This window comes from Rhizobium pisi (genome assembly GCF_003938655.1).
Classification (GTDB): Bacteria; Pseudomonadota; Alphaproteobacteria; order Rhizobiales; family Rhizobiaceae; genus Rhizobium; species Rhizobium pisi.
The window spans coordinates 74,723-86,988 of sequence record NZ_RJJT01000017.1 but is presented as its reverse complement, the minus strand read 5'-3'; the positions used below and the strand labels follow the sequence as shown (position 1 = coordinate 86,988).

The window sequence follows — 12,266 nt, the reverse complement described above, 5'->3', positions numbered from 1 at the left end:
CGTGTCGGTGCGGTGTTCGCACCGCTTTCCTGCGGGTGATTAGAAGCCGAGCCTGCGCAGATCCTCGGCGACGAACATCTGGCCGCTGCGATTCTTGACGCTTGGGAGTTCTGAGACCTTTGCGCGCCAGGACTTCAGCGCAGAATGATCGTCAGGGATGGCAATGCCGGCGGCGTCCGCGAACATCAGCCCGGCAAACACTGTGATGTCGGCCATCGAGAATGCATTGCCGGCGACGAACGACCGGTCCTGCAACACCGTGTCGAAGTACCTCATGCCCGCGACTGCCTTATCACGCTGGCGATTGCCCCAGTCCTGACGGCCAGCCCATTCCGGGCTCTTGAACACCTGCAGCTCGGCGCCAAGGCCCGGCGTCGCGTGATGGAAGTAGTTGCCGACGGCATCGAGCAGCTCGGTCTCGGCCCGCTTCTGCATCATGTGGATGACGGCCTTTTCCTTCGGCGTCTTGCCGGTGAGCCGCGGATCGCCGTCGAGATTGTCGAGATATTCAGTGATGGCGGTAGCCTCACTGATGTAGGTGCCGTCTTCGAGCTGGAGGACCGGCAGCACGCCCGAGGGGTTCTTTTCGAGGAAGGCGGGTTGCTTATGTTCGGCGCCGATGAGGTCGACGGAGACGAACTCTACCTGCGGCTCGAGGCCCTTCTCGGCGAGCACGATGCGGATACGGGCTGGATTGGGAAAGCCGGGGCGATCGAAGATTTGCATGGGAGACTCCTTTTGTCTGTCTATCGATAGATAGGTTGCGATCCACGCTTAGCTCTTCCCTTTTGCGGCGTCAACAACTATCTATCGAGTGATAGGTATGGAACGGCGATGGCTAGAACGAAGAACGACATGCGTGAGGCGGTCATGGTTGCTGCTAAGGCGACGGTGCAGGCCCACGGCTACAATGCCCTCAGCTTTCGTGAGCTCGCGAAAGAAGTCGGCATCAAAAGTGCCAGCGTGCACTACCACTTCCCCACCAAGGGCGACCTCGGCGCGGCATTGGCGCGTCGCTATACCGAGGAAGGGGCGGCCTATCTGGCGGAGCTGCTGGCCACTTCCAACGATGCGAGTTGGTGCATGGAAAGATACGCGGATATCTTTCGCGCCGCCCTGGCCAACGATAATCGCATGTGCCTGTGCGGCATTATGAGCGCGGAACTCGACGACCTTCCCCCGGAGGTCCGGGCCGAGGTCGATAAATTCGCCGCGATGAACGTCGGCTGGCTTATCAAGGTGCTCTCACGGGCAAAGCCTTCCGCGAGCGAGCAGGATTTGCAGGAACACGGGATGGCGATCTTTGCTGCCATCGAGGGGGCCCAATTAGTCGCGCGCGGCTGCCAGGACATCAGCATTTACGATCGTACGATCCGGGCCTATCGGACTACGGGCCTTATTCTGTGAAGCCCTCGTCCGGCGGGGCTTCGGCCAAGAAATATGTTCGTGCCCTTATGCCGAATTCGGCATAAGGGGACTTATCCCGAGCCCGATACTATGGCGAGCCCATTCCCTAAAGCCCGAGATTTCCGGTAGTCCAGGAATGAAAGCTCGGCAGAATTGTCGCGCAGTGAACATGCCAATTCGGCCGAAGCGGACATTTAGGTCGAGTCCGGTTCGGCCAAAAATGACATCTATTTTTTGGACAGTAATGCTTCGATCAGGGAGTAGGTCGCCTTCACGCGGGCTTCGTTTGGGTAGTTCTTGTTAGCGAGCACAACAACGCCGATGTCCTCGCTCGGCACCATAGCGATGTAACCGCCAAACCCGTTCGTCGAACCGGTCTTGTTCAGGATCACATTCTTCTGGGGAGGAAGCGATGGGCTGATTTTTTCGGCTGGCTGTGGCTTCATGATGAAATCATAGCCATTGCCAGACGTCATGGTCTGCAGGTCGGTGGGCCACGGGTACTGCTCCCAAATCATATCCTGGGTGAAAAAGGCAGTTTTGTACTGACCTTCATGGGTTCTCTCAACCGCCTTGCGCAATTCGTCGGGAGCCTTCCCGTGCCCCAACTCCACATCAAGAACTGTTAGCATGTCTCGGACACTCGACTTCACGCCATAGGCCTCCGAGTCCAAGACCCCAGGGCTCACCCGAATTGGCGCATTGGTCTTTCGGTCATAGCCGAAAGCGTACTGGCTCATGTCACTCTTAGGAACGTCTATCCACGTATGGCGGAGTCCGAACGCAGGGAAGAGCACGTCCTGCAAGGCCTGCTTGTAGTTGGAGCCCATGGCTTTGCCAGATATGTAGCCGAGCATCCCGATGCCGACGTTAGAGTAGCTTCGCGTTCCCGGTTGCGGCGGGTGCCAATCCTTCAGCCAGCTCACCAACCCATCTACGTTCGAAACGTTGTCCGGCACCTGCAATGGCAGTCCGCCCGAATGATGTGTTGCCAAATCCATGAGTGTAAGCTTGTCGCCAATTGAGCATGCGTCGACACAGACGTGATGTGCAACCGTATCACTGAGGCTGAGCTTTCCGCGTTCTTCGGCCAATGCCGCAAGCGTCACGTTGAAAATTTTGCTTATCGAGCCGAGCTCAAACAGCGTATCAGGGGTGGCCGGACGGTTGTCGGCACGCGATGCCAACCCGACCGCATAAAACTCATGTTTGCCGTTCCTGGTAACTCCGACGACGAGTCCGGGAATATCGTATTCCTTTACCACGGGTTCGAATGAAGCTTGCGCCTTCTCAGCAAACCCGTCGGCCTTCGCAATTGAGCCACTTGAGGCGAGTACCGCGATAGAAAACGCCACGAGGTACGAACACTTATCCATTCTATATTGCTCCAAATCCACATTCCCCGAGAGGGTCTCGCTGGGATCAGTCATCGTTGGGGCAAAGTTGTGGCGCGGCCAGACTTCGCGCTTCCAGCGAAGGAACCTTGAAGAGGATTTGAATGGAAGTCACGCCATGGCACGCGTGGCATATCTTAATCGGGAAATAGCCGCATATGGCGCGCTTGCTGTTGAGGCGATAAAGCAGCGGCTTCGAGCTTCATTCCAGCCGTCGAATCCTGGAGAGACGAACGGCGCTCGATTTCGGCCCGCTGCTGGCCGCCTATGTCAAGCGCGGTGGGACATACGAAAGGCTGACTGAGAGCTTGATCGACAACCTTGTAATGCGCCGCTCAGCTTGAGAGTGGGCGGCGAAGCCAGGGGTAGCCTGCGCTCATCGTGACGCAGGCAATTATGGCGATCAATCCTCAAAAAAAGCCGAAAATACTCGCTTTGGGTTGCGGTTCTCCAAGCAGATCGGAACTCGGGACCAGGTCTAGAGTTTCGTCAGCGCGGTCAAGCTCGATTTCGATTTCTGACAAGACGCGCTTTACGTCCGATCGGCCATCGCCGACGCCGAAATCCGCGGGATGCCTAAGTTTCGCAAATGCAGGACGAAACAACTGGACCTGCCAGTGTCATCCGCCAGTTTGCGACCTATATCAAGAGCGGCCCCTCATGCTCCAGGAGTCAACACGAAACGAGGCTCTAGCTTATGATATGACATCGGCCTCGCGATAAAATGACGCTGAACCCATGCTGCCGAAACACCGCCTCATCCTTCTGCGCCACGCCAAATCCGCTTGGCCCGACGGTGTGGCCGACCGTGAACGGCCATTGGCGGTTCGCGGGCGCAAGGCAGCACCCGTCATCGGCGCCTATATGGCGCGCGAGAAGCTGATCCCCGATCTCGTCCTCGTCTCGCCGGCCCGCCGGGCGCGGGAAACCTGGAAGCTCGTCCGCGCGGCCCTTTCGAAAAAGGTGTCCGAACGCGAGGCGGCGGATATCTACGAGGTGTCGGCCGAGCGCATCCTCGATATGATCCGGGCCGTCGAACCTGGCATCCGCACGCTGCTCGTCATCGGCCACAATCCCGGCATCGAGAATGCGGCCTGGCTTATCGTGGCGGACGGCGATGCCGATGCCGTGGGGCGCATGCGGGAGAAGTTCCCGACGGCCGGACTCGCCGTCATCGACCTCGATCTCGACGGATGGGACGAGATTGCGGCGGGCACCGGTTATCTCGCACGATTCGTAACCCCGCGATCCTTGGGATGATAAGGTCACTTTCCGGTTTGAACTTGGTGGATATGGTGCACAGCGCTGATTCTACCCTTCGCCGGTTCCGAACGGGCCGTTCACGGCAGATGGTTCGACAACGCCGAATTGGCCCGATTACCCGTCTTCAGCCCTGGTGCCCCGTCAGGATGGAATGAGCGAGTTACCCCTTTTGGATAGATGTTCGCCATGCGCCAACACGATTACGATCTTTTGCGCGAAATGGCGGAGATTTGGGGGCATGCGTCAGGGTTTTCGCAATCCGCAGAAGAAATCGGTGCTGTTTAAGGCGCCGGGTTTGCTCATCGGTGCGCTCGCGTTTGGTGCAGCCGGCGGCATGACCCTGAGCGACCTGCTTGCGTCCTGGAACGTTTCAGGCGGCTCCGGACACTCATGCAAGATCAAGGGCAACATCAGCATCGAGACGGGCGAGCGCATCTTCCACGTGCCGGGGCAGCGATACTACTCACAGACGAAGATCAGCCCCCAGTATGGAGAACGGTGGTTCTGCTCGGAGTTTGAAGCTTGGGCGGCCGGCTGGAGGAAATCGAAGGCCTGATGCATTGGGGGATATTAAGGGCACACACACTATGGTCGGTCGAAATGGCTCGGGGGTGTGAAAGCGTGAAAGCGCAAAAGCTTAATGGCAAGTAGTCCGCAACGCCCCTCCTTCTGCAGGAGCGCTTCGAAGCGTTTCGCACCGCCGGCAAAGCCTCGAGCATCCGCGTCAAGCGCCTGCCCGAGATGGCTTGGATCTATCTAAGCGAATAACCTCGCTTGGGCGCAACGGCTGGGGGCACCCATGCCACCGAAAACTCGAACGATGGACTGGTCCGCCTCCCTTATCCTCTGGTCGCGATGGCTACATTCGCCATTTCCTGGACTGTAGTGACTAGGTAAACCGAACCGATCTTGCCGCAAGCGGCTTTCGAGAGGGAAGGGGCTTTATCGGCTTTGGGCAGCCGGCGCCGATCCCGGTTGACAACGAGTTGCGGCACCCGCTCAATTTACGTTCAGTCTGCATTCCCAGCGTGCAAATCCGAGGTGAAGAATCCGAGACGTCCCGGAAATCCTGAACGCAGAATTTTGGCACGAGCTTTGCTTTCTGTCTTGTATGCAAGATAGCCAGACATCCGAGACCACGCAGAAGACCATCGAAGAAACGATCGTTTCCGGGATTCTTTCAGCCAAGATCCGGCCTGGGACGCGTCTCAGTGAAAACCAGCTGGCAGCCCTCTTCGGCGTGTCCCGCACCCGCGTTCGTGAAGCCATGATGCGCCTGGAAACACGCGGCATTGTGCATGTCAGTCCGAGACGGGGCTGGTTTGTCATTGAGCCGTCCGCCGAAGACGCGATCGCGGTCTATGAGGCACGGCGCGTTATCGAGGCCGGATTGTTGCGCAGCATGTGCGCACTGACGGACGAGGGGCGTAGCGCTCTCGATGCGCATTTGAACGAGGAAAAGCGAGCGCTGGCTTCGGGCAACCGGCAGCGCCTCACCTATTTGATGGGCGATTTTCACATCCGCATCGCAGAATTGAGCGGGAACGCCATCATCGTCGATATCCTGCGTGATCTCACCGCGAGGACGATCCTCATCTCGATGCTCTATCAGTCTGAATTTCATGCCGCACAGTCCCACGATGGGCACTGCCGCATCTTCGAGGCCATGCAGGCGGGCGATTTCGTCAGAGCCGCGGAACTTTCTGTCGAACATCTGGATGAAGTGGAAATGGGCCTTGACCTGACCACGCGCCCGGACCCGCTCTCGGAATTGCGCAGTTCCCTGTCACTCCCTCCCAAGACCGTGGCCTCCGGCCCAACTGTCAGACCCAAAAAACCACTACTTCAAAGGAGCAATTAAAATATGCTTACAAGACGAGTCTTCTTCGCAATCGCGACCCTGGCTGCAACCTTCGGCTTCGGCTCCGCGTCTCACGCCGATGCTCTCGCCGACATCACGGCGCGCGGTACGCTGCGTGTCGCCGTCCCGCAGGATTTTCCGCCCTTCGGCAGCGTCGGCACCGATATGGCGCCGATGGGCTACGATATCGATGTGGCCAATCTCATTGCCGAAAAGCTGGGCGTCAAGACCGAACTCGTGCCGGTCACCAGCGCCAACCGCGTCCCCTATCTGCAGACGAATAAGGTCGATCTAGTCATATCAAGCCTCGGCAAGAACGCCGAGCGCGAAAAGGTGATCGACTTCTCTTTAGCCTACGCACCCTTCTTCAACGGCGTGTTCGCGCCGGCCGATATTGCGATCGCCAAGGTGGAGGATCTCTCCGGCAAGAGCATCGGCGTCACGCGCGGCGCGGTTGAGGATCTCGAGCTGACGAAGATCGCGCCAGCCGATTCAACGATCAAGCGTTACGAGGACAATAATGGCACCATCTCGGCCTTCCTGTCCGGCCAAGTCGACACCATCGCGACCGGCAACGTCGTCGCTGCTGCGATCCTCGCCAAGAACCCTCCCAAGCGCCCTGAGATGAAGTTCCTCATCAAGAACTCGCCTTGCTACATCGGCCTCAACAAGGAACAGGCGGCTCTTCTCGAGAAGGTGAACGGCATTATCGCCGCCGCCAAGACCGATGGATCGCTCAACGCCATCTCGAAGAAGTGGCTCGGCGCCGATCTCCCGTCGGATCTGTAAGGAAACCGGTCTTCCGCACATCATCCCGCGCGCGGGATGATGTGCCGCTCCGTCGCCAGAAGAGGGGACAATTCCTTGAGCTATCATTTCGAATTCGGATGGCTGCTTCAATATTATCCTGAGATCATCAAGGGCATACTGGTCACGCTGGAGCTTATCGCGATCGGTGGCGTGCTCGGCATTTCGCTCGGCATCTTCAGCGCCTGGGTGCGCGCGCTCGGGCCGACCTGGCTGAAGCCGGTCGTCGCGATCTATGTCGAATTGATCCGCAACACGCCGTTCCTGATCCAGCTCTTTTTCATCTTTTTCGGTCTGCCGTCGCTCGGCCTCAAGCTTTCCGAACTGACGGCCGCCAACCTTGCGATGGTCGTTAACCTTGGCGCCTACAGCTGCGAGATTATCCGCGCGGGCATTCAGGCAACCCCGAAGGGCCAGTTCGAGGCCGGCGAGAGCCTTGCAATGACGCGCTTCGAAACCTTCCGACATGTCGTTCTCGTGCCGTCGCTGCAACGCATTTGGCCGGCCCTGTCGTCGCAGGTGGTCATCGTCATGCTCGGCTCATCGGTCGTCTCGCAGATCGCCGCCGAGGATCTGACCTTTGCCGCGAACTTCATACAATCGCGAACATTCCGCGCCTTCGAGGCCTACATCGTCTCGACATCGATCTATCTCGCGCTGGCGATCCTGCTGCGGCAGGTCCTTGCGGTGGTCGGCGGATTCATTTTCCCGAGGAGGGCGGCGCGATGATCGAGTTCACACTCTGGGACATCCTGCGCAACCTGCTGCTTGCCGCCCGCTGGACGATCCTTCTTTCGCTCGTCTCGTTCATCGGCGGCGGCGTGGTCGGACTGGGGCTGCTCTTCCTGCGTATCAGCAAGCGCAAAGCGTTCAGGACAGTCGCGAAATATTATATCGAGCTCTTTCAGGGCACGCCGCTGCTAATGCAGCTCTTCATCGCCTTTTTCGGCCTCGGCCTCTTCGGGATAGACGTGCCGGCATGGCTTGCTGCGGGATTGGCGCTCATCCTGTGGAGTGCCGCCTTCCTCGCGGAAATCTGGCGCGGCTGCGTCGAAGCGGTCGCTAGGGGTCAATGGGAAGCCTCTGCCAGCCTTGGCATGGGGCGGCTGCAGCAGATGCGCTACGTCATCCTGCCGCAGGCGCTGAGGGTCGCCATACCGCCCACGGTCGGTTTCTCCGTTCAGATCGTCAAGGGTACGGCGCTGACCTCGATCATCGGCTTCGTCGAATTGTCGAAAGCCGGCACCGTGGTCACCAATGCCACCTTCCAGCCCTTCACCGTCTACGGGCTCGTCGCCCTCATCTACTTCGCCCTTTGCTGGCCTTTGTCGAAAAGCAGCCAGATCCTGGAAAGGAAGCTCAATGTCGCTCATCGAAATCACTGAAGTCCGCAAGAGCTTTGGCGCCACCGAGGTGCTGAAAGGCATCAATCTCGATGTCGAGGCCGGCGAAGTCATCGCCATTATCGGAAAGAGCGGTTCCGGTAAATCGACCCTGCTTCGCTGCATCAACGGTCTGGAGACCATCACCGATGGCTCGATCTCCGTGGCCGGCGCGCAGCTCCTCGATGACGAAGTGCATCTGAAGGCATTGCGCCTCAAGGTCGGCATGATCTTTCAGCAGTTCAACCTCTTCCCGCACCTGACGGTCGGCGGCAACGTCGTGCTGTCGCAGACCGTGGTCAAGAAGACCCCGAAGGCCGAAGCCGAAGCCACCGCCCGCAAGATGCTGGAGCGAGTGGGGTTGGGCCACAGGTTCGATGCCTATCCGGATGAGCTGTCGGGTGGCCAGCAGCAGCGCGTCGCCATTGCCCGCGCGCTCGCGATGCAGCCGGCAGCACTCCTCTGCGACGAGATCACTTCCGCGCTCGATCCGGAACTGGTCGCCGAAGTCCTGGCCGTCGTGCGCGAGCTTGCGGCCGAGGGCATGACTCTGCTGATGGTAACCCACGAGATGAAGTTCGCCCGCGACGTCTGCAACCGTGTCGTCTTCATGCATCAGGGCCGGGTCCACGAAGCAGGCCGGCCAGAGGAAGTCTTCGCCAATCCGCAGACGGCAGAACTGAAGCAGTTTCTCGGCGTCAACTAGATATCAGTGCGCATTCATCTTGGGTTTCCACTGAACTATAGCGCGTCGCTTCATTTGCAAATCAGTAAATTAATTGCCAACAGGGCTTACAGCGGCATCGATGGGTCGGTGCCCAGCGGTTCGATTCCTATCAACTGCATGCGATTGCGCAGGGTTGATATCCAACCGGCGATCCCCGCTGCCGGACCTACGATAGGCGACGAGACATTTGCCTCAGCAAGGGCCAAACTCCAGACTCGCGGCCTGGTAGTGAGCTAACGCCTAGTGGCCATTGAAGATACTGATCAGCCATGATATATATAGCCGATATCATATATCGGACCTTATCTCATGAGAACGTTGGTAGATATCGGCGACCCAGAAGTCAAAGCGCTGGACCGGCTGGCACAGCGGGAAAAAATGTCGAGAGCAGCGCTGATCCGAAAGGCGATCAATGACTTTCTTGCTAGGAACAATGCCGATATTGAAGCAGAAGCGTTCGGGCTCTGGGGCGATCGAAAGATCGATGGTTTGACCTATGAAGAAAACATGCGCAGCGAATGGTAAAGTCTCTGTTCGACACCAATGTGTTGATCGACTATCTCAACGCAGTTCCGCAAGCGCGAGACGAACTGACAAGATATCGCGAAAAGTCGATTAGCATTATCACCTGGATGGAGGTTCTCGTCGGTGCCAAGCCTGAGGTGACGATCGGAACGCGCGCTTTCCTGGCTGGCTTTGCGGTCATCGCTGTCGATAACGCCATAGCCGAACGAGCAGTATCTCTGCGACAACTTCATCGTATCAAGCTTCGTGATGCCATCATCTGGGCAACGGCTAATGTTCACTCGATGTTGCTGATCACCCGAAACACGAAGGATTTCCCTCGCGAAATGCCGGACATACGAGTGCCATACGAAATCTGAAGGCATGTCTGGATGGTGTCCCAATGAGTGGTGTAGCTGGCGCCTGATGGCCGTGCTTTCCAGCAAGGGCCGGAGGGGATGTCAGCGTGCGACTGCAGGCAGGCTGATTTGCGGATCATCGCTCATCGACGCCATAGTCTCAAGCTCGTATCGTTGAGCGAGCTTTCGGCATTGGGCTCAGTGGGTCGACGGAAGCGGGTAGCTTTACTCGCACGGAATCTCGAGGGACAGACCGCGTAACAACGGAAAACACCCGGTATCCCCAACCACGCGGACTTGGTGCAACAGAGCCCTCTTAACTCGCCTATCAACAGCGAGCAAACCTCGCTCGCCGCCTCTTACCCCAACCATCTACAAAAATGGAATCAGGGTTGAAAAGGGCAAGCTTCCATTCCCCTAGAGCGAGATGGTATAACTTCTCCATGAAAATCCTCATCGTTGAAGACAATAAGGAGCTCGCCGATTGGCTCGCAAAGGCACTCCGCCAGGCACAATATGCGGTCGACATAGCTTTCGATGGCGAAGACGCCGAATTGATGCTGAAGGTCGCGAGCTATGCGGCCGTGATCCTTGATCTTTCCATTCCCAAGATTGACGGGATGACGCTTTTGAAGCGGCTCCGACAAAGTGGAGAGAAGGTTCCCGTCATTATTCTGACGGCGAATGCCAGCCTTGACGGCCGCGTGGCGGGTCTTGATGGCGGAGCGGACGATTATCTTGCCAAGCCCTTCGAGATCGCCGAACTGGAGGCCCGTATCCGTGCCATTGTTCGACGCGGGCAGGATCGCGCCGCTCCCGAGGTCGCCGTCGGCGATCTGATCTTTGCTGGAGCCACCAGGCAGTTCTCAATCAACGGTGAACCCCTTGCTTTGACGCCCAGAGAACATGCGGTTCTGGAGCATCTGATTACCCGGGTCGGAACGACGGTGTCCAAGGCAGCGCTTTCGGAAAGCATCTTCGGCTTCGACGATGAGGCGGACCCGAGTGCCATCGAAATCTATGTTCACCGACTACGCAAAAAGCTTGAATCGAGTTCTGCCCAGATCGCAACGCTGCGTGGGCTCGGATATCTGCTGCGGGATGCCTCCTAGAATGCGCCGTTTGGGCATGATGCTCGGCGCCGTCTGGAATTTGCGGCAGAGTTTGCGCGCCCAGCTGCTGGCGTGGGTCGTGCTCACCCTGGTCGGCGCAATCTGCTTCAATCTCTACGATAGCTACCAAACGGCCGACCAGACCGCAAAGCTGGTTTCCGACCGCACATTGCTGAGCTCGGCGCGGGTGATTGCCGAAGCCGTACGCGTCGACGAGGGGGGCAATGTCGAGGCGGACATCCCGCCGGCAGCCCTCGAGATGTTCGATACCGGTTATGGCGATCAGGTCTTCTATCAGGTCATCACCGCCTGGGGGAATTTGGTCAGCGGCTTTCCCGATCTGCCGCTGCCGAGCGTCGAGCGCACGGGCCAGGACGTGACATTCCGCAACTCGACCGTTCGCGCGCTGACGCTCAATCACCCGGTCGTCGGCCTCCCTGACGACGGCGATATTTCCGTCACCGTCGCGATTACTCACAACAGCCAATATGCGCTGCGAAGGCGCCTGTGGCTGGACGATTTCACCAAGCAGTTCATCCTCGTTCTGCTCGCCGGTGTCGTCACCATTATCGGACTGCAGCGGGGGCTTGCGCCGGCGCTCCGTCTGCGCGATGCCGTGCGCGCCCGCGGACGTGAGCGGCTCGATCCCCTCTCGCCGGGCATGGTGCAGACCGAGTTTCAGCCGCTGGTGCGCGCTCTGAACGATCACATGGAACGTGTTCAGAACCAGATGGCGGCGCAGCGGCGATTTGTTTCCAATGCCGCGCACCAGCTCAGGACTCCACTTGCCTTGATGTCCACGCAGGCCAGCGTCGCTGCGCGCGAGACGGACGAGGCTAGGCGCGACGAGGCCTTGCAGGCACTGCGCAGCAGCACGCGCCACATGTCGCGCCTGGCGAGCCAGCTTCTCACCCTGTCGCGCGCGGAGCCGGGCAGCCGACGGCCCCGCAGCGACACGATCGACCTCGCTGCCGCCGCCAGGGACATCGTCGCGGCCCATGCAGAGCAGGCCCTGCAACGCGATATCGATATTGGCCTGGAAGTCTCCGGGCCTGTGCCGGTGGAGGGCGATGGCACGATGCTGCGCGAAATGCTTGTCAACCTTGTCGACAACTCGATCCGCTACACACGCCGCGGGGGCCAGGTAACGGTTTCCGTCACGCGGGAGGAGACTCTCGCCGTGCTGGACGTAGAAGACAACGGCCCCGGCATTCCCGCGGACGAGCGCGGACAGGTCTTCGAACGGTTCTACCGCGTGCTCGGCACCGAAGGCGACGGCAGCGGCTTGGGTCTTTCGATCGTCCGGGAAGTTGTCGACGGCGCCGGTGGAACGGTTGCGCTTGCCGAAGCCGATGGCGGTGGTCTCGTGGTGAGCGTGCGGCTTCCGGTCGCTGCCGAAAAATAGTGCCGGACAGACGGGCATGAAAAAAGGCCAGATCTTGCGATCCGG

Annotated in this window: 14 protein-coding genes; 12 read left to right on the top strand and 2 right to left on the bottom strand. The window is 58.9% G+C overall.

Annotation, left to right across the window (positions count from 1 at the left end):
• Positions 1–39: 39 nt before the first annotated feature.
• Complete coding sequence (locus EFD55_RS22925) at positions 40–726, bottom strand: glutathione S-transferase family protein (protein ID WP_125847685.1); 687 nt, start codon at positions 724–726, stop codon at positions 40–42.
• Positions 727–834: 108 nt separating this feature from the next.
• Here EFD55_RS22925 and EFD55_RS22920 point away from each other — a divergent pair, with 108 nt between their 5' ends.
• A complete protein-coding gene (locus EFD55_RS22920) occupies positions 835–1,407 on the top strand; it encodes a TetR/AcrR family transcriptional regulator (RefSeq protein ID WP_125847683.1) in 573 nt (190 codons plus the stop codon).
• A gap of 227 nt (positions 1,408–1,634) precedes the next feature.
• On the opposite strand, the gene ampC is transcribed toward EFD55_RS22920, so the two are convergent.
• Complete coding sequence (gene ampC, locus EFD55_RS22915) at positions 1,635–2,783, bottom strand: class C beta-lactamase (RefSeq protein WP_125847681.1); 1,149 nt, start codon at positions 2,781–2,783, stop codon at positions 1,635–1,637.
• A gap of 756 nt (positions 2,784–3,539) precedes the next feature.
• On the opposite strand from ampC, the gene EFD55_RS22910 reads away from it, so the two are divergent.
• The 11 genes from EFD55_RS22910 (at position 3,540) to EFD55_RS22860 (ending at position 12,221) form a co-directional block, all read left to right on the top strand.
• On the top strand, positions 3,540–4,061 hold the full coding sequence (locus EFD55_RS22910) for a SixA phosphatase family protein (protein WP_125847679.1): 522 nt from the start codon (positions 3,540–3,542) through the stop codon (positions 4,059–4,061).
• 241 nt (positions 4,062–4,302) lie between these two features.
• Positions 4,303–4,620, top strand: coding sequence for a sunset domain-containing protein (locus tag EFD55_RS22905; protein WP_125847677.1), 318 nt, complete (start codon positions 4,303–4,305; stop codon positions 4,618–4,620).
• 555 nt (positions 4,621–5,175) lie between these two features.
• A complete protein-coding gene (locus EFD55_RS22900) occupies positions 5,176–5,925 on the top strand; it encodes a GntR family transcriptional regulator (RefSeq protein ID WP_125847675.1) in 750 nt (249 codons plus the stop codon).
• 3 nt (positions 5,926–5,928) lie between these two features.
• Entirely contained in the window at positions 5,929–6,714 is a 786-nt protein-coding gene (locus EFD55_RS22895; RefSeq protein WP_125847672.1) for a transporter substrate-binding domain-containing protein, read from the top strand.
• A 75-nt stretch (positions 6,715–6,789) separates the two neighbouring features.
• Positions 6,790–7,461 (top strand): amino acid ABC transporter permease, encoded by a 672-nt coding sequence (locus EFD55_RS22890; protein WP_125847670.1) that lies wholly within the window; start codon positions 6,790–6,792, stop codon positions 7,459–7,461.
• Positions 7,458–8,117 carry an amino acid ABC transporter permease gene (locus EFD55_RS22885; RefSeq protein ID WP_125847668.1) on the top strand — a complete coding sequence of 220 codons (660 nt, stop codon included), beginning with the start codon at positions 7,458–7,460 and terminating at the stop codon, positions 8,115–8,117. The genes EFD55_RS22890 and EFD55_RS22885 overlap by 4 nt, the downstream gene beginning before the upstream one ends.
• Positions 8,095–8,820 carry an amino acid ABC transporter ATP-binding protein gene (locus EFD55_RS22880; protein WP_125847666.1) on the top strand — a complete coding sequence of 242 codons (726 nt, stop codon included), beginning with the start codon at positions 8,095–8,097 and terminating at the stop codon, positions 8,818–8,820. Before EFD55_RS22885 ends, EFD55_RS22880 begins: the two co-directional genes overlap by 23 nt.
• 330 nt (positions 8,821–9,150) lie before the next feature.
• Positions 9,151–9,366 (top strand): ribbon-helix-helix domain-containing protein, encoded by a 216-nt coding sequence (locus EFD55_RS22875; RefSeq protein WP_125847664.1) that lies wholly within the window; start codon positions 9,151–9,153, stop codon positions 9,364–9,366.
• Positions 9,360–9,725: a type II toxin-antitoxin system VapC family toxin gene (locus tag EFD55_RS22870; RefSeq protein ID WP_125847662.1), complete on the top strand. Its 366-nt coding sequence runs from the start codon at positions 9,360–9,362 to the stop codon at positions 9,723–9,725. Before EFD55_RS22875 ends, EFD55_RS22870 begins: the two co-directional genes overlap by 7 nt.
• Before the next feature lie 422 nt (positions 9,726–10,147).
• Entirely contained in the window at positions 10,148–10,816 is a 669-nt protein-coding gene (locus tag EFD55_RS22865) for a response regulator (RefSeq protein WP_125847661.1), read from the top strand.
• Between the two features lies 1 nt (position 10,817).
• On the top strand, positions 10,818–12,221 hold the full coding sequence (locus EFD55_RS22860; protein WP_245438521.1) for a sensor histidine kinase: 1,404 nt from the start codon (positions 10,818–10,820) through the stop codon (positions 12,219–12,221).
• The last annotated feature ends 45 nt before the right edge of the window (positions 12,222–12,266 follow it).